Origin of the sequence: Jeotgalibacillus proteolyticus, assembly GCF_050107735.1 — a bacterium.
Classification (GTDB): Bacteria; Bacillota; Bacilli; order Bacillales; family Jeotgalibacillaceae; genus Jeotgalibacillus; species Jeotgalibacillus proteolyticus_A.
In genome coordinates this window covers 77,388-95,128 of the sequence record NZ_JBNILO010000002.1, presented here as the reverse complement: position 1 = coordinate 95,128, position 17,741 = coordinate 77,388, and the positions used below count along the sequence as shown (strand labels likewise).

The 17,741-nt window shown below is 41.2% G+C and carries 16 protein-coding genes and 1 other annotated feature; of the genes, 3 read left to right on the top strand and 13 right to left on the bottom strand.

Annotated features, from left to right (window positions below; all coding sequences use genetic code 11):
* Nucleotides 1-20: 20 nt before the first annotated feature.
* The 7 genes from ACQCT8_RS03280 to typA form a co-directional block, all read right to left on the bottom strand.
* The gene (locus ACQCT8_RS03280) at nt 21-1,562 is read right to left on the bottom strand and encodes a 2-isopropylmalate synthase (protein ID WP_426868446.1); all 1,542 of its coding nucleotides are present in this window, start codon (nt 1,560-1,562) and stop codon (nt 21-23) included.
* Nucleotides 1,549-2,580: a ketol-acid reductoisomerase gene (ilvC, locus tag ACQCT8_RS03275; RefSeq protein ID WP_426868444.1), complete on the bottom strand. Its 1,032-nt coding sequence runs from the start codon at nt 2,578-2,580 to the stop codon at nt 1,549-1,551. Before ilvC ends, ACQCT8_RS03280 begins: the two co-directional genes overlap by 14 nt.
* Before the next feature lie 23 nt (nt 2,581-2,603).
* Entirely contained in the window at nt 2,604-3,116 is a 513-nt protein-coding gene (gene ilvN, locus ACQCT8_RS03270) for an acetolactate synthase small subunit (protein WP_426868442.1), read from the bottom strand.
* Complete coding sequence (gene ilvB / locus ACQCT8_RS03265) at nt 3,113-4,858, bottom strand: acetolactate synthase large subunit (protein WP_426868440.1); 1,746 nt, start codon at nt 4,856-4,858, stop codon at nt 3,113-3,115. The genes ilvN and ilvB overlap by 4 nt, the downstream gene beginning before the upstream one ends.
* 99 nt (nt 4,859-4,957) lie before the next feature.
* Nucleotides 4,958-5,198, bottom strand: a binding site (T-box leader).
* Nucleotides 5,199-5,238: 40 nt separating this feature from the next.
* Complete coding sequence (ilvE, locus tag ACQCT8_RS03260) at nt 5,239-6,138, bottom strand: branched-chain-amino-acid transaminase (protein ID WP_426868438.1); 900 nt, start codon at nt 6,136-6,138, stop codon at nt 5,239-5,241.
* A gap of 885 nt (nt 6,139-7,023) precedes the next feature.
* Nucleotides 7,024-7,335, bottom strand: a complete 312-nt coding sequence (locus ACQCT8_RS03255; RefSeq protein ID WP_426868436.1) for a YlaH-like family protein — start codon at nt 7,333-7,335, stop codon at nt 7,024-7,026.
* A 23-nt stretch (nt 7,336-7,358) separates the two neighbouring features.
* On the bottom strand, nt 7,359-9,200 hold the full coding sequence (typA, locus tag ACQCT8_RS03250) for a translational GTPase TypA (protein ID WP_278238869.1): 1,842 nt from the start codon (nt 9,198-9,200) through the stop codon (nt 7,359-7,361).
* Between the two features lie 109 nt (nt 9,201-9,309).
* On the opposite strand from typA, the gene ACQCT8_RS03245 reads away from it, so the two are divergent.
* Nucleotides 9,310-9,501 carry a YlaF family protein gene (locus ACQCT8_RS03245; RefSeq protein WP_426868434.1) on the top strand — a complete coding sequence of 64 codons (192 nt, stop codon included), beginning with the start codon at nt 9,310-9,312 and terminating at the stop codon, nt 9,499-9,501.
* Nucleotides 9,502-9,521: 20 nt separating this feature from the next.
* Here the strand turns inward: ACQCT8_RS03245 and ACQCT8_RS03240 are convergent, their stop codons facing one another.
* Both ACQCT8_RS03240 and ACQCT8_RS03235 read right to left on the bottom strand, forming a co-directional pair.
* The gene (locus tag ACQCT8_RS03240) at nt 9,522-10,322 is read right to left on the bottom strand and encodes an inositol monophosphatase family protein (RefSeq protein ID WP_426868432.1); all 801 of its coding nucleotides are present in this window, start codon (nt 10,320-10,322) and stop codon (nt 9,522-9,524) included.
* A 148-nt stretch (nt 10,323-10,470) separates the two neighbouring features.
* Nucleotides 10,471-10,668 carry a hypothetical protein gene (locus tag ACQCT8_RS03235; RefSeq protein WP_278238866.1) on the bottom strand — a complete coding sequence of 66 codons (198 nt, stop codon included), beginning with the start codon at nt 10,666-10,668 and terminating at the stop codon, nt 10,471-10,473.
* 257 nt (nt 10,669-10,925) lie between these two features.
* Here ACQCT8_RS03235 and ACQCT8_RS03230 point away from each other — a divergent pair, with 257 nt between their 5' ends.
* Nucleotides 10,926-11,561 (top strand): YktB family protein, encoded by a 636-nt coding sequence (locus ACQCT8_RS03230; protein ID WP_426868429.1) that lies wholly within the window; start codon nt 10,926-10,928, stop codon nt 11,559-11,561.
* A 202-nt stretch (nt 11,562-11,763) separates the two neighbouring features.
* Here the strand turns inward: ACQCT8_RS03230 and ACQCT8_RS03225 are convergent, their stop codons facing one another.
* The gene (locus ACQCT8_RS03225) at nt 11,764-12,045 is read right to left on the bottom strand and encodes a UPF0223 family protein (RefSeq protein WP_426868428.1); all 282 of its coding nucleotides are present in this window, start codon (nt 12,043-12,045) and stop codon (nt 11,764-11,766) included.
* Between the two features lie 224 nt (nt 12,046-12,269).
* Here ACQCT8_RS03225 and ACQCT8_RS03220 point away from each other — a divergent pair, with 224 nt between their 5' ends.
* Entirely contained in the window at nt 12,270-13,739 is a 1,470-nt protein-coding gene (locus ACQCT8_RS03220) for an aminotransferase class I/II-fold pyridoxal phosphate-dependent enzyme (protein ID WP_426869122.1), read from the top strand.
* Nucleotides 13,740-13,904: 165 nt separating this feature from the next.
* On the opposite strand, the gene ACQCT8_RS03215 is transcribed toward ACQCT8_RS03220, so the two are convergent.
* The 3 genes from ACQCT8_RS03215 to ACQCT8_RS03205 form a co-directional block, all read right to left on the bottom strand.
* On the bottom strand, nt 13,905-14,768 hold the full coding sequence (locus ACQCT8_RS03215) for a polysaccharide deacetylase family protein (RefSeq protein ID WP_426868426.1): 864 nt from the start codon (nt 14,766-14,768) through the stop codon (nt 13,905-13,907).
* Between the two features lie 124 nt (nt 14,769-14,892).
* Nucleotides 14,893-16,302 (bottom strand): dihydrolipoyl dehydrogenase, encoded by a 1,410-nt coding sequence (gene lpdA, locus ACQCT8_RS03210; protein ID WP_278238862.1) that lies wholly within the window; start codon nt 16,300-16,302, stop codon nt 14,893-14,895.
* A 3-nt stretch (nt 16,303-16,305) separates the two neighbouring features.
* Nucleotides 16,306-17,679, bottom strand: a complete 1,374-nt coding sequence (locus ACQCT8_RS03205; protein ID WP_426868424.1) for a dihydrolipoamide acetyltransferase family protein — start codon at nt 17,677-17,679, stop codon at nt 16,306-16,308.
* Nucleotides 17,680-17,741: the final 62 nt, after the last annotated feature.

Here is a 17,741-nt window from a genome sequence, read left to right as displayed (position 1 = left end):
GATGATTCCTCCTCTGGAATTTACACACTTTTTGCAAAAGAGCGGTTTCGTTCATTTACAATTTGACGGTTAATCGCATTTAAATACGCTTTGGCTGAAGCCTCAAGGACATCCTGGGCTACATCTCTGCCTGTAGAAGATTTACCGTTGTACGTTAAGTTAACCACCGCTTCCCCCAAAGCATCTCTGCCTTTGCCAATTGAGGTAACTCGGTAATCGAGCAAATGAACTTTCCCTTGAACAAGACGCTCCAGAGTATTGCAAATTGCTTCAACACTTCCAGAACCTGTAGATGCCTCCTGAAGAAGATCGCCCTCTGGATTTTTCACTGAAACACTGGCAGTTGGAATACTTCCATTTCCATACTGGACTTGAACTGATTTAAGTTCATAAACAGGTGTATCGTCTTCCTGAATTTGCTGATCTGTTAAAATAACATATAAATCATCTTCTGAGATTTGTTTCTTCTTATCTGCAAGTGCTTTAAAAGCTTTAAAGGCTTCATTAATTTTTTCATCCGTTAAATCAAATCCCAGTTCAACAGCTTTATTTTTAAATGCATGCCGTCCTGAATGTTTGCCAAGAACAAGCTGATTGGACGTTTCGCCGATTAGTTCAGGCGTAATAATCTCATATGTGGATCGATCTTTCAGCATGCCATCCTGATGAATTCCGGATTCGTGGGCAAACGCATTTTTCCCTACCACAGCTTTATTCGCCTGAATGGCCATACCGGTGAGCTGACTGACTAGCTGGCTCGTTCGTTTAATTTCCTGGAAATGGATTCCGGTTTCGTATTGGTAAACATCTTTTCTGATATGAAGCGCAACTGCCAGCTCCTCTAAGGCTGCATTTCCCGCCCGCTCACCTATTCCGTTAATGGTTGCTTCGACCTGATCAGCTCCATTTTGAATAGCAGCAATTGAATTAGCGACTGCCATACCTAAATCATTGTGGCAATGGGCCGAGAGCTTAACTTTATCAATACTTTTCACATTGTTTTTTAAATAATTGAACATTGCACCGTATTCAGCTGGTGTAGCGTAGCCCACTGTATCCGGCAAATTTATTGTTGTCGCACCTGCCTGAATGACTTTTTCAACGATCCGTACAAGAAAATCGGGATCTGATCGGAAAGCATCCTCTGCAGACCATTGAACCAAAGGAAAATGCTTTTTAGCATGTTTTACAGATTCAACAGCAATTTCAACCACCTGATCAGGTGTTTTTTTCAATTTATGTGTCATATGGATTGGCGACGTAGCAAGAAAAATATGCAAATGCGGCTCTGCTCCATATTTTAATGCATCCCAAGATGTATCAATGTCACTTTTCACTGCTCTTGCAAGACCTGTGACGATAGAGGATTGGACGGTCTGAGCAATTTTTTTAACAGCTTCAAAATCACCTTGTGAGGAAGCAGGAAATCCTGCTTCCATTACATCTACACCAAGTTTTTCAAGCTGTCTGGCAATCTCCAGTTTTTCAGATGTATTCAGGTTGATTCCCGCTGACTGCTCCCCATCACGCAGCGTCGTATCAAAAACATCAATTTTCTGCACTAAAGACCACTTCCTTTTGTTCTTTTTTACCTGATTTCACAAAAGGCATCATGCTTCTTAATTCACGACCGACTTTTTCAATTTGATGTTCGCTCTCCCGTTTCTCAATTGCCGAGAACTCTGGTCGATTCAATTGATTTTCAAGCAGCCATCCTTTAGCAAATTTTCCTGTTTGAATGTCTGTAAGAATTTCCTTCATCCTCGCTTTTGTTTCTCCGTCTACCACTCGTGGACCTGATACGAAATCACCCCATTGAGCTGTGTCGGAAATCGAATATCTCATGCCGGACATTCCATCTTCATACATTAAGTCCACAATTAATTTTAGTTCATGTAAACATTCAAAGTAGGCTAATTCAGGCTGATAGCCGGCCTCCACTAATGTTTCAAAGCCTGCTTTCACTAATGATGTAAGCCCTCCGCAAAGGACAGCCTGTTCTCCGAAGAGATCTGTCTCTGTTTCTTCTTTAAATGTGGTTTCAAGAACGCCCGCCCGTGCACTGCCAATTCCTTTTGCATAAGCGAGAGCAGTTTCCTTTGCTTTGCCGGATACATCCTGATAGACAGCGAAGAGTGCAGGAACACCGGCACCAGATTCAAATGTTCTTCTTACAAGATGCCCCGGTCCTTTTGGTGCTACAAGAAAAACATCGACATCAGAAGGAGGAACAATCTGATTAAAATGAACATTAAAGCCATGGGCAAATACCAACGATTTTCCTTCACGCAGACCCGGCTTAATCTCTGCCTCGTAGACTGCTGTCTGCCGTTCATCAGGAACAAGGACCATGATGATATCAGCTGCTTCTGAAGCTTCCTTTACAGTCAGTACTTCAAGACCATCTGCTGCTGCCTGATCAAAGGATTTCCCTTTGCGGACACCCACCACTACATCGTGACCCTGATCCTTCAGATTTTGTGCGTGAGCATGTCCCTGTGACCCATAACCAATCACGGCTACCTTCTTTGATTTAAGTGTTTCATCATTAATATCCTGATTGTAATAAACTTTTGCCATTTTAAATTCCTCCTAATAGTGGTTTATAAGATTGACAGCTGCTGAGCTGGGGCTTTTTGCGTTTCCCTTACAAAAGCCGTTGCCCCGGTACGTGTAAGTTCTTTGATTCCATAAGGTTTTAACAAATCAATAAATGCTTCAATTTTGCCCGGATCGCCTGTTACTTGAACAGTTATGACATTCTTGCTCATATCAATCACCGTGGCCCTGAACGGTTCAATAATACTGTTGATTTCACTTCTGACTCCAGGCGGTGAAAGCACCTTAATCAGCGCCAGCTCTCTTGTAACAATTGCTTTGTCGGTGATGTCATTAACCTTCAGAACATCAATTTGCTTCTGCAATTGCTTGAGAAGCTGTTCGAGCTTACGCTGATCTTCTACATGCACAACAAATGTCATTTTTGAAATCCCTGGTTTTTCTGTATGTCCAACGGTAATGCTTTCGATATTAAACTGACGTTTCATTAAAAGTCCGGTTACTCTGTTTAATACACCGCTTTGATTGATCACGGTTGTTGTAATGACACGTTTCATCCTTTCACCCCAATCATTTCATGCAGCCCTTTTCCGGGAGCTACCATTGGATAAACATTTTCCATTTGCTCCACTCTGCAGTCGATTAAAGCCGGTTTATTCGATGAGAAAACTTTTTTGAAAAGCTCGTCTGCATCGTGGTAGTTATCGACCTTGAATCCTTCAATATTGTAAGCTTCAGCCAGCTTGACAAAATCCGGCTGTGAAGGCATAAGCGATTCACTGTACCGCTTATCGTAAAAGGTTTCCTGCCATTGACGCACCATACCAAGACATTGATTATTTAAGATGATTACTTTCACAGGCAGCTGGCTTTCCTGAAGCAGGGACAGTTCCTGCAGGGTCATTTGGAAGCCTCCGTCTCCGGTGAAAGATACAACTGTTTCATGCGGCTTTGCAATTTGGGCTCCTATTGCAGCCGGAAAGCCAAATCCCATTGTTCCAAGTCCGCCTGAAGTAACCCAGTGGTCCGGATGATTAAAGCGGTAGAATTGAGCGGCCCACATCTGATGCTGGCCGACATCAGTTGTTACAATTGCATCTCCCTTTGTATGCTTATGCACCAGTTCGATGACTTCCTGCGGCAGCATTTTTTTTGAATCGTTTGAGTAGACAAGTGGATACTCAGCTTTCGACTTCATTAAACCGGTCATCCATGGTTCAATGGAAAGCTTATTTATCTCAAGTTTCAACAGTGAATTTAGCGCTTCTTTTGCATCTGCTACAATTGGAATATCCGTTTCTACGTTTTTTCCAATTTCAGCAGGGTCAATATCGATATGGACAACTTGGGCATTTGGCGCAAAATGCTCCAGATTTCCTGTCAGGCGGTCATCAAACCTTGCTCCAATATTGATCAGCAGGTCCGCTTCGCATATCGCCATGTTCGCCGTGAATGTCCCATGCATGCCTGCCATACCCAGAAATTGAGGATGATCTCCAGGGATGCATCCAAGACCAAGAAGTGTATTTGTTACGGGAACTCCTGTCTTTTCAACAAATTTTACAAATTCCTCTGAAGCTTTGCCGTGAAGGACACCGGCTCCAGCTAAAATCAATGGCTTTTGCGCCTTTTGCAAAGCTTGGGCGACTTTTTGAATCTGAAGAAAATTTGGCGATGTGGTCGGCTGATAGCCTGGCAAATTTAATTCAGTTGCTTTGATTTCAGCTGATGTAAAAACAGCATTCGATATATCCTTAGGGATATCAACCAATACGGGACCCGGTCTTCCCGTAGAAGCAATATGAAAAGCTTCGTGTATAATCCTTGGCAGGTCTTCGACTCTCTTCACCTGATAATTATGTTTCGTGATTGGCTGTGTGATGCCGACAATGTCTGCTTCCTGGAATGCATCTGTTCCAATTACAGCACTTGCGACCTGTCCGGTAAATACAACCAGAGGAAGCGAGTCCATCATCGCATCCGCAATGCCTGTAACGAGATTTGTGGCCCCGGGTCCGGAGGTGGCAATGACTACGCCTGTCTTTCCGGATACTCTAGAGTACCCTTCAGCTGCATGAATGGCACCCTGTTCATGTCTTGCAAGAATATGAGGAATCGGATTTTTATAAAGTGCATCATAGATGGGAAGGACCGCTCCTCCCGGATAGCCAAAAATCATTTCCACTCCTTCATTTTGAAGAGATTGAATAAAAACATCTGAGCCTTGAAGTCTGGTCTTTGGCAGTTCGCCACCTATGGTTTGTGCTTCTTCCTGCTTTAGATTTACATTTACGCTCATTTTTAGCGCCTCCTTTAATAAATTCAGTGACGTATGGACAAAATGGCGTTAAACAAAAGAAAAAGCCTTTTTCAGCCCATACAAAAAGAATGCCTTTTGTATAGGGATGAAAAGACTTTTCATGGTACCACCCTATTTCGCAGCGCTTGCTGCCTCTTGAACAGAATCTCTGTTCATTGATAACGAACATACACCGTATGTCCGGGATGCACCTACTAGAGATGACGTTCAGTGCTCCACTCCGAGGGGATGTCGTCAACAGCAGCAATACCGGCTTCCAGCAATACCGGCTCTCTGTAATTGCAGATGCTGTTAACTTTTGCCTCATCAATGATTTAACCATTTTCACTTTAACCTATGAACGTATTAACGTATTTATGTTATCCTGCATTTAATTCTGAATTATGAACTTTAACCCCATCTTTGACAACGAGATCTCTGAAGCTTTGAAGCAATTCATTTGTGACTTTTCCCGGTACACCTTCTCCAATAGACCTGCCGTCGACTTTAACAACCGCAATTACTTCAGCTGCTGTTCCGGTCAGGAATACCTCATCTGCCACATAAACATCATGTCTGGTAAATACCGCTTCTTCCATGGAGTATCCTTTTTCTTTTGCCATTTCGATAATCGCATTTCGGGTAATCCCTTCAAGGGCGCCTACATAACCCGGCGGCGTTAAAATTTTCTTATCCCGTATAATAAATATATTATCTGCTGAACCTTCTGCAACATAGCCCTGATCGTTTAACATAAGTGCTTCAGGTACTCCGGCAAGTCCAGCTTCGATTTTTACTAAGATATTGTTCAAATAGTTCAGTGATTTCACTTTAGGGCTCAGCACATCGGAGCGATTTCTCCTGCTTGCTACTGTGACGATCTCGATTCCGCTGTCGTAAAGCTCCTTGGGAAACAGTGAAAGGGATTCGGCAATAACAATCACATTAGGAACCTTGCAGGAAAAAGGGTCTAAGCCGAGGTTTCCTATTCCCCTTGAAACAACTAATCTAATATAGGCATTTGATAAATTATTTTTTCGCAACGTTTCAAGCACAATTTCCGTCATTTCCTCTTTCGTATAAGGTATTTCGAGTAAAATGGATTTTGCTGAATCATATAATCGGACCAGATGTTCGTCTAAACGGAAGACGTTATCATTGTAAGAACGAATGCCCTCGAACACCCCATCTCCGTATAAAAAGCCATGATCATAAACAGACACTTTAGCATTTTCTTTTGTAACATATTCGCCATTTAAAAAGATCAATTGTTCACTCACCTAATCACTCCTTCCCCGTGACCTTATTACGTGTTGTATAAGGTGATGTACTTGAATTGTTGACAATCATAACTCGGATAAAACAAGGCGTCAACCGGAAAAAGTTGAATTATTAGATAAATTTGAATATTTAATTAAATTGTATGCGTTTTCATATCCGGTAAATCAACGTTTATGAAATTGAAAAATTTATTTATCTTCCGCAGCTGTGTGAGGACAAAAAAAGAGGAAATTAAAGAAAAATGAAGATGGGATCAAATTAAGGGACGAATCAGCGTTTGGAAATAGCCAATGGTTTTCATAGCTTGAAAACAAGTTAATGTTTCCATACACTCGGTAAAAGATCTGTCAGAAGGTGGGTAGAGATACTATGCAAAAAAAGGATGGCGGAAAAAACTAAACAAAGTTTATAAAAAGGGGCAGTAATTATCATAAGTTAGAGGTGAATGGATCGAAAGGTGGCGACTGCAGGATATGACGGTTACTAGAGTCTTTACAGGGCAACGCCTTAGAAAGCCTAAAATTCTCATTTCCACAGAAAGCGTCCGCTTAGAATCAGAGAGAGCAGATCAAAGAGGCTGGGACAAAACTCAGAAAAATTTACAGAATGAAGGAGTATTTATCAATAGTAAGAGGAGTGCGTAGCGGAAGGTGGCGACTCCTGCAGGATTTGACGGTTGCTTGAGACTGTACAGGCCAAGGGCCTGGAGAGGCTCAAGCCCACGTCCCTGCTGAAAGCGTTCGCCTGAAGCGCAGTGAACCGGTCAAAGAGCTTGAGACACTTTTGTCCCATGCTCATTCAGCAAAAAAAAAAAGAGCATCTGCATGAAACTCATGCAGACGCTCTCTTTTAATTTGTCCCAGCACCCTGCTGCTGATCACTAGTTAAATGGTTCCTTTTGCCTGTTCTCTGCGCAAACGGATTTTATAGATAATAAGGATCAGAGCCGCTATAATCAACCCTTCTGTAATGGGAAGAAAAATGGCCAGGAACGTTAAAACCGTACATCCAAGAATTAAGAAGATGTAAATCACAGCTGATTTTAATAAGGGAAGCTTTTTAGCAAAACCCAGTTTATAAACTAAAATCGAAAGAGCAACAATGGTGACATAAAGAAACCACATGCCCATTTCTGGATTGACATCTACACGGTACAAAGCAGGAAAGAAAGATAATCTGTCTTCCACATTCACCATGCAAAATCACTCCTGTCACTGTATTAGTTTACTTCAGCTGTTTTTTTCTTTTTCTGAGCACGCTCACGTTCACTCTTATCAAGAATTTTCTTGCGAAGTCTGATTGACTCCGGTGTAATTTCACAAAGCTCATCATCATTTAAATACTCAAGAGATTCTTCAAGTGTCATGATGCGCGGCTTTTTCAGTGTAGTTGTTTGCTCTTTATTGGCAGAACGAATATTATTTGCAGCTTTTACTTTAGTCACGTTTACAGTTAAATCATTGTCACGAGTATGCTGACCAACGATCATTCCTTCATATACGTCAGTACCCGGTTCAACGAAAATTGTTCCGCGGTCTTCAACACCAAGGATCGCATATTGTGAAGCCTGGCCCTTATCCATAGAGACAAGAACTCCTTCACGTCTGCCTCCCACTCGGCCGGTCTGCATTGGCTGATAGGAATCAAATGAGTGGTTAATAATTCCGTAGCCGCGTGTAAGCGTCAGGAATTCAGTTGTATAGCCGATAAGACCACGTGCAGGGATCATGAATGCAAGGCGCACCTGTCCGTTTCCATTGTTGATCATATCAAGCATTTCACCTTTACGCTCACCCATGGATTCTATAACCGATCCAACATATTCTTCCGGAATGTCAATTTGCACACGTTCTACAGGCTCACTCCGAACGCCGTCCACATCACGAACAATAACTTCCGGTTTTGACACCTGAAGTTCAAATCCTTCACGTCTCATATTCTCGATTAAAATAGACAGGTGAAGCTCTCCACGCCCGGATACTACCCATGCGTCAGGAGAATCTGTGTTTTCAACACGAAGACTGACATCCGTTTCAAGCTGCGCACGAAGACGCTCTTCGATTTTTCTTGACGTGACATACTTTCCTTCACGACCAGCAAACGGGCTGTTATTTACAAGAAACGTCATTTGAAGAGTTGGTTCGTCAATTCGAAGAACCGGCAAGGCTTCCTGATGCTCAACCGGACATACCGTCTCTCCGACATTTATGTCTTCCATTCCGGAAACCGCAATTAAGTCACCGGCATTCGCTTTTTGAATCTCTTCACGCTTAAGTCCAAAGAAACCAAAAATCTTTGTTACTCTGAAGTTCTTCACTTTGCCATCAAGCTTCATCAATGAAACCTGCTGACCGACTTCCATTGTTCCCCTGAATACACGTCCAATTCCGATACGGCCGACGTAGTCGTTGTAATCAAGAAGTGCAATCTGGAATTGCAAAGGGTCTTCGCTGTTGTCAACTGGTGCAGGAATATTTTCAACAATAGACTCATACAGCGATTCCATTGTTTCGTCCTGTTTTTCAGGGTTCAAACTTGCCGTTCCATTGATAGCAGAAGCATAGACGACTGGAAATTCAAGCTGATCTTCGTTTGCATCAAGCTCAATAAACAGGTTTAATACTTCATCAATTACACCTTCAGGACGGGCTGCATCGCGGTCGATTTTATTTACAACTACGATTGGCGTCAAATTTTGCTCAAGGGCTTTTTTCAATACAAAACGGGTTTGAGGCATACATCCTTCATATGCATCTACAACTAAAAGAACCCCATCCACCATTTTCATGATACGCTCAACTTCACCGCCAAAGTCGGCATGTCCAGGTGTATCCAGAATATTGATGCGTGTATCTTTGTATTGAACCGCAGTATTTTTAGCCAGAATGGTAATACCGCGTTCTCTTTCCAGGTCATTTGAATCCATTGCACGCTCTTCAACATGTTCATTTGAACGGAAGATCCCCGATTGTTTTAACAATTGGTCCACAAGTGTCGTTTTACCGTGGTCTACGTGAGCGATAATTGCAATATTTCTAAGATCTTGTCTTAATTTTGTCATTATTTCACTCCTGAATGCTTTTCCAAGCTTTATTAACTGTACTATTATATCATATTAGGTGGAAATACAAAAATTAATTCTGTAAAATGATTGTTGGGAGGCGCTGCACATGAAAAAAACGAACGCAATCTTTGTACTATATGCATTTGCTGCTGTACTTGCAATGTCCGGGGTAGGCATTGCAGTTGGAGAAAGAAGCATACTCTGGGCCATACTGTCCATTATAGCCTTAATTGTAGTTTTTGGAATGGGCTTTAAAACAAAGAAGAAATATAGAGAGCTTGAAATGGAAAAGCACTGAGCACATGCTCAGCGCTTTTTTTAAAGCTTTCCTCTTAAGTACTCAGTATAAATCTCTTCGTGCACAGAAGGATTCCCGGCAAACAAAGAATCTTTATTTGTAAGGGTATGAGGCTGATTATGCAGATTCGTAACGACTCCTCCGACCTCTTCAATAATAATTTTTCCTCCTGCAATGTCCCAGGGTGAGAGTCTCATCGTTAAATAGCCGTCTAACCTGCCGCAGGCCACATATGCAAGCTCAAGAGCCGCTGAGCCATAGGATCTTGTTCCTCTGACCTTATGGACAAGTGCTCCGAAAACTTCATAAGGCACCTTACTATGCGGTGTTACCCACGTTGCATTCACCGCCAATATGGCCTCAGACAGTCTGGCGGGTTTTAAAGGGGGAATGGGCGTGTCATTCAGATATGCTCCTTTCCCTGAGTGAGCATGGTAAAGTTCATCTGCAACTACATCGTATATGTATCCCAGCTTCCCTGTACCATTATGATAAATTCCGACCGAGATCGCAAAATTTCTTTGCTGATGCACGAAATTCATCGTTCCATCAATCGGGTCCACGATCCATACCACTCCTTCAAGCGTTGAAAGTGAATCACCGTATCCTTCTTCACCCATTATCTTGTGACTCGAATCAAATTGGTTTACTTCTTTAACAAAATACTGCTCAATTTCTTTGTCCATATTTGTCACTAAATCGTTGGCATCACTTTTAGTTTCTATATTTAAAGTGCTGGAGAAAGATTTTCTGATGGTGCTGCCTGCATTATAAATTAATTTTTTGGCAAATTCATCCACTTCATTCCATTGTGTCGTCATAAAATCCCTCCTGCAAAAATCGGTTTCCTTTTGAACAGCGTATCTTACCGAGTTCTTTATCGCAAGAAATAAACACACAAAACTAAGACGAATGCTCTTTAAATTTAGAGCATTCGTCTTAGTTTTGTCTGCTGGTCTTCATTCGTTGTCAGATGCCGCCTGTAAGATCAAGGAGATCCTGGCGGATTACGACAAGCTTTTCTTTAGATGATGTAATCACTTGATCGTTTTTTTCCTCCATGGCTTCAAAAAGGACAGCCAGTTCATAATCCAGTTCCATTCGCAAAACGGCCATTTTTTCCGATTTGAGATCTCTTTTTCTAGTAACCTGGATGACCTGTTTCATCTTCTTGCACCCCTCACCTTAACCGTTTCGACGGCTTTTTCATAGTTAGTTGTTGTTTCTGGTTACTCCATTCTATGCGGTATGAATCAGTTTATTCTCAGGAAAGAATTATGCTACAATAACGTAAAGCTGATTCCGTACCAATAACTGAAATTTCTTATTAGTATTATAGCCTAAATATTCTTTGTTCAAACGATGAGTAAAAGTTTTTTGCAAGCCCCCTTCAGCTAAGTTTTTAGAAATTAAGGAGTGATACAATGCCAGCGGTTTTTGAAAAGCAGGATTTTGATGTATTTAAACTTGATGGTCTCGAAACGAGAATGTCCGAGATCCAATCACGCATACAACCGAAGTTTGAAATGCTTGGTGAGGAATTAGTTCCATTTTTATCTGAGCTTGTTAACGAAGAGATGCATCTTCATATAGCCAGACATGCGAGAAGAACGATTAACCCTCCAAATGATACATGGATGGCGATCTCCTCAAGCAAAAGAGGGTATAAAAAACTCCCCCACTTTCAAGTTGGGCTCTGGGATGATCACTTATTTGTGTGGCTCGCATTCATATACGAACTTCCAAATAAATCGAATATAGCTGATTCATTTCTCACAGAATTTGATGACGTGATTAAAACTTTTCCAGAAGATGGCTGGATCTCCAGCGATCATATGAAAAAAGAGGCAAAGCAAATCAGCGAAATGAATGATGGCGATTTTATGAGAGTGCTCGAACGATTTAAAAATGTAAAGAAAGCAGAGTTTCTTGTAGGGAAACGCTTCCTTCCTACTGATCATGTTATTCAGAATAAGGAAGAATTATTAAAAGAAATTAAACAGATTTATGCAAAGCTTCTCCCGCTCTACAAACACGGAATGAAAGTACAAAGCAGTTAAGTGTTTAAAGCCATCATTAATTTTTTAGCAACTGCAATAAAAAGAGGGTGGGACAAATTTGTCTCACCCTCTTTAACCCGTTTGCTGCGCTTTTAAGCTGACTCTTTCCCAGATACAGCGCTTGAGCCAGTCATCCCTGCAGTTTCCACCTCATATTTACCATCTACAAAAATTTAACCTGAATGAAAAGAACTCAGACTGTTTATCTGGATGATTTTAAAGAAATATTTTCGTGGTCATCTGCGGTTTTGGCTAATTTTACTGCCTGATATATGGAGTATCCGCTTGACTCTTTAAACTCTTTGTCAATCGTTTTTTCCTCTGATTTACTTGGAACTATTTCTTTAAACCGTTTATAGGCGTTCATGAAATCGACTCTTTTAACAGTCGACTCATATGTTTTTTCCACTATTTCATAAAACTTCATGACATCAATAATTTCCTCTGTACTCCAGTCTATAGACAGTGGATATTGAAACTCCATTCCATCACCTGCTTTTCTTATATTCCTCTTTATTGTACCGGAACAAAAAATTTTTTTAAATACATATATGCCTGCTGCTTTATGATTTTCAATCCGGCCTGTAAATGCTATAATTTTTTTTGTTATCATTGAATATATACTAAACCCTTAATGAGGTGGAATAGACATTGTCAGAAATACCAGCAAATTCAGTTACACTAGATGTTTTACGGTCATCAGGCAATTTGACGCAGCATGATACACCATTATTCACCGGTTTAAAAAAGCACAGCGCTGCAAAGCCTGTACAGTTTCATATACCAGGTCATAAAAAAGGAACGGGTATGGATCCTGAGTTTAGAGATTTCATAGGAGAAAATATCCTGTCCATCGACTTAATCAATATTGCTCCTCTGGACGATCTGCACCAGCCCAGAAGCTTAATTAAAGATGCACAGGATCTTGCTGCAAAAGCTTTTGGCGCTGATTTCACTTTTTTCTCGGTTCAAGGAACAAGCGGTGCCATTATGACGATGGTAATGAGCGTTTGCGGACCCGGAGATAAAATTATTGTCCCTCGGAATGTTCATAAATCTGTCATGTCTGCCATTGTATTTTGCGGTGCAATCCCAATCTTTATTCACCCTGAAGTAGATAAAGAGCTTGGAATCTCCCATGGAATTACGCCGGATTCCGTTTCATCTGCATTACAGCTGCATCCAGATGCCAAAGGAGTATTAGTGATTAACCCGACTTATTTTGGAGTAGCAGCTGATTTAAGAAGCATTGTGAAGATATCTCATTCATATGATGTACCAGTTTTAGTCGATGAAGCTCATGGAGTTCACATCCATTTTCATGACAGACTCCCTGTTTCCGCCATGCAGGCAGGAGCTGATATGGCTGCTACATCTGTGCATAAACTTGGGGGTTCAATGACACAGAGCTCTATTTTAAATGTGAGAGAAGGGCTTGTTTCAGCCAAAAGAGTGCAAACCATCTTAAGCATGCTTACCACAACCTCAACTTCTTACCCTTTACTTGCTTCTTTAGATGTCGCAAGAAAAAGGCTGGCTACGGAAGGAAAGCAATTAATTGAAAAAACAATAAAACTTGCTGAAACAATCCGTGCGCAGCTTAAGGAAGTTGAACTGATTAACTGCATAGGTGCTGAAATTGTAGGAACAAAAGCCACTTTTGATTTTGATCCTACTAAAATAATCATCTCAGTTAAAGAGCTTGGAATTACAGGATATCATGCAGAAAAATGGCTGAGAGAAACCTACAATATCGAAGTAGAGCTTTCAGATTTGTATAATATTCTTTGTATCATCACGCCAGGAGACACTATGAAAGAGGCTACTATCCTGATAGAAGCCATTCAGTCACTCGCTAAGACCTTTAGGCATGATGACAGCTTTGTTTCGCCGCATGTGATGCTGCCTGATATTCCTCTCCTGGCACTTTCTCCACGGGAAGCATTCTATTCTGAAACAGAGCTTTTGCCGATTGATCAGACGGTCGGAAGAATTTGTGCAGAATTTATTATGGTCTATCCTCCAGGAATACCTATTTTTATACCTGGAGAAATTATTACAAAAGATAACTTAACCTATATTCATGAAAATATTGAAGCAGGTCTTCCTGTTCAAGGTCCGGAAGATGAGTCTCTTCAAAACTTACGGGTAATTAAAGAACATCGTGCAATTAAATAGAGGCAAACTAAAAAAGAGGCCGGAATCGGCCTCTTTTTTATCCCATTTTATTCATGACGGTCATTTTGCCGATCTGCAAATACCCAGCACTTACTCCCATCCCCACAGGATTGAAAGCGCTTCCTTCATTATATTATAACAAAAGGAGGCAAATTTCAATACTTATTATTCAACCTCTGAACCTTTAATTGCGGCTGGATCTAAAATTTCATAGCCCTTTTCTCTTAAGCCGCTCACAATTGCCGGAAGCGCTTCATTTGTCCAGCTTCTGTCATGCATAAGAAGGTTTGCACCGTTTGAAAGATATTCTGTATTGACCATGATATCACTTAAGCTGTCAGCATTTTGGTAGTCAGCCTCCCAATCATAGCCATACGTCCAATTCATAAGCAGCATTCCTTCTTCCATAGCCACTTGTTTAGAAAAATCGGTGTTAGCGCCAAATGGAGCTCTGAAATACTTAGGGCGCTCTCCAATAATTTCTTCTATACGATCACTGAGAGAAACGATTTCTTCCCGCTGCTCTTCTTCACTGATATCGCCAAGATTTGGATGAGAATATGTATGGTTTCCGATTGGAAATCCCAATTCATGAATCTCTTTCAGCATTTCTTCTTCTTCAGGGGTATCAAGGAAATGTCCATTCACGAAAAAGATTGCTTTTGCATCCAAGTCTTTTAGCGTACGGGCCATTTCTACTCCATGCTTGTCAGGGGCATCATCAATTGTAAGCAGGGCTACTTGTGGATTTGCATCACCAATTGGCTGAACCGACCAATTAACATCATTTAATTCATATAGTTTTTCCACTCTTACTTCCTCCTGAACAGTTTCTGATTCCTCATCTTGTTCAGCTTTTTCTGCTGTTTCCTCTGCCTCAGATGTATCTTCAGATGTTTGGTTCTCCTCTTCCGATTCACCTTCTGTCATCGTTTCAACCGTTTCCTCGTCCAGTGCTGTGCTGTCCTCCGTTGAACATGCAGATAAAAGTAATAAGCTTGTTAATCCAATTGCTGCTGTGTGCTTCATATATTTCCTCACCCTTCAAAATAGATCACTTAATTTTATCATAGTTAACTAAATATGTAATGTTTTGGTACTAATTCACTAAAAAAAGATAGCCCTCTGGATTTTTCCAGAGGGCAGAAAATCGTTATTTTACAATGTGAATCGGTGTGCCAAGAGCTACTTCAGCAGCTTCCATTGTAATTTCCCCTAAGGTAGGGTGAGCATGAATAGTCATGGCTACATCTTCAGCAGTCATTCCTGCTTCAATAGCAAGACCAAGTTCAGCCACAATGTCAGAAGCACCATTACCGGCAATTTGAGCACCGATAATTAATCCGTCTTCTTTACGAGTAACAATTTTTACAAAGCCTTCAGATTGATTAAGAGCCAGCGCACGTCCATTAGCAGCAAACGGGAATTTCGCTGCAGTCACTTCTATGCCCTCCTCTTTAGCTTGTCCTTCAGAATACCCGACAGTTGCAAGTTCAGGATCTGTAAAGCAAACCGCTGGAATAGCCATGTAATCAACCTCGGATTTTTCGCCTGAAATGACTTCAGCAGCCACTTTTCCTTCATAAGAAGCTTTATGGGCCAATGGCGGTCCATCGACAATGTCACCAATTGCGTAAATATTGCTCACACTTGTGCGGCATTGCTTATCCGTTTTCACGATTCCGCGGTCAGTCATTTCAATGCCTACCTGCTCTAGGCCAATTTCGTCAGTATTTGGACGACGGCCTACCGTTACAAGTACATATTCCGCCTCAACTTTTACTTCTTCACCTTTAGCTTCATATGTGACGGTTACGCCATTATCTGATTCTTCAACGCCTTTTGCCATTGCTTTTGTAATGACATTAACGCCTTTTTTCTTAAGACCTTTTTTAACGATGCTTGTCATCTGCTTTTCAAATCCGCCAAGAATGTCGTCAGCACCTTCAAGAATCGTAACTTCCGTACCCATATTGGCATAAGCAGTGCTTAATTCAGTTCCAATGTAGCCTCCGCCAATTACGACAAGGCTTTTTGGAACTTCGCTTAGTGCAAGTGCTCCTGTAGAATCAAGCACTCTTTTTGAGAACTTAAATGATGGTATTTCAATCGGTCTTGAACCGGTAGCCAGAATCGCATTTTTAAACTTATACGTTTGAGCAGAGTTATCGTCCATAACACGGATTGTTTCTCCATCTACAAAGTAAGCCTCGCCGCGAACAATTTCAACCTTGTTCCCTTTAAGTAGGCCTTCAACACCGCCTGTTAATTTTTTCACGACGCCAGCTTTCCATTCCTGAGCTTTTTCGAAATTCAGCTTAACGTTCTCAGCTACAATTCCCATATCATCAGAATGCTGTGCCTGTTCGTAGCGGTGTCCGATCGTAATCATTGCTTTTGAAGGAATACAGCCGACATTTAAACAAACCCCGCCCATATACTCTTTTTCAACGATTGTTACTTTTTGTCCTAGCTGTGCTGCACGAATAGCCGCAACATATCCTCCGGGACCTGATCCAATGACAAGTGTATCTGTTTCAATTGGGAAATCTCCAACTACCATGGTTTACGCCTCCATTAGTAAAAGTTCTGGATCGTTCAATAAACGTTTAATAAGATTTAATGCATTTTGAGCCGTTGCACCATCGATGATACGGTGGTCAAAGCTCAATGATAATGCTAACACAGGAGCTGCTACAATTTCACCATTTTTTACTACCGGCTTTTCAGCAATGCGGCCAATTCCAAGAATGGCAACTTCAGGATGATTAATAACTGGAGTAAACCATTGCCCTCCTGCTGAACCGATATTTGTAATGGTGCATGATGCACCTTTCATTTCATTTCCTGAAAGCTTGCCATCGCGGGCTTTTGTAGCAAGTTCATTAATTTGATCTGAGATGCTGAAAATAGATTTGCGGTCCGCTTCTTTAACAACCGGTACAACAAGACCTTTTTCAGTATCAGCAGCGATGCCGATATTATAATAATGTTTTTGAATAATTTCCTGCGCTTCATCATCAATTGATGTGTTAAGAGCCGGGAATTCACGAAGTGCAGCGACAAGTGCTTTAACAACGTATGGAAGGAATGTAAGTTTGATATTTTTTTCCATTGCCACTTCCTTAAACTGTTTGCGGTGAGCGACAAGCTTCGTTACATCAATTTCATCCATTAATGTAACATGTGGTGCTGTCTGCTTAGAGTTAACCATCGCTTTTGCGATCGCTTTTCTCATTCCGCTCATTTTCTCGCGTGTTTCTGGATATTGGCCTTCAGGAACTTGCTGCTTAGCAGGTGCTTTTTCTTCCTTAGCTTCAGATTGAGGCTGAGTAGTTTCTTCTTGTGAAGAAGAAGCAGATTTCTCTTCAGCACTGTCTCCGCTCAAGTATGCTTCAATATCTTCTTTACTGATGCGGCCGTTCTTACCTGAACCCGATACATAACGGATATCAACATCTTTATCTCTTGCAAACTTGCGCACAGAAGGCATCGCAATGATGCGGCGTTCAGGATCTACATCAGGCTGAGATGAAGAATCAGGTTTTACGTCATCTTTTGGTTCTTCCTGCACAGATTCAGAAGAGCTTTCTTCTTTTTGTTCTGCTGGTTTCTCCTCTGACTCTTCTTTCGGCGATTCTTTTGAATCTTCTTTCTTCTCATCGTCGCTGTCAGAACCTTTAAATTTCAAGTTCTCATAGCCTGGAGCATCAAACTTAATAAGCGTGTCGCCTACTACTGCCACAGCTCCTTCTTCAACAAGAATTTCTTCGACTGTACCTGCTACTGGAGAAGGAATTTCAACGACAGCTTTATCATTCTGAACTTCACAAAGTACATCGTCTTCTTCAACTTTGTCACCTTTGCTAATAAACCACTTAACAATCTCACCTTCGTGAATACCTTCACCAATATCCGGTAATTTAAATTCAAATGACAATGTTTTCACCCTCCTGGAAATCTTTATTTTCTAAAATAGTTTGAAACAGAGAATAATCTCTG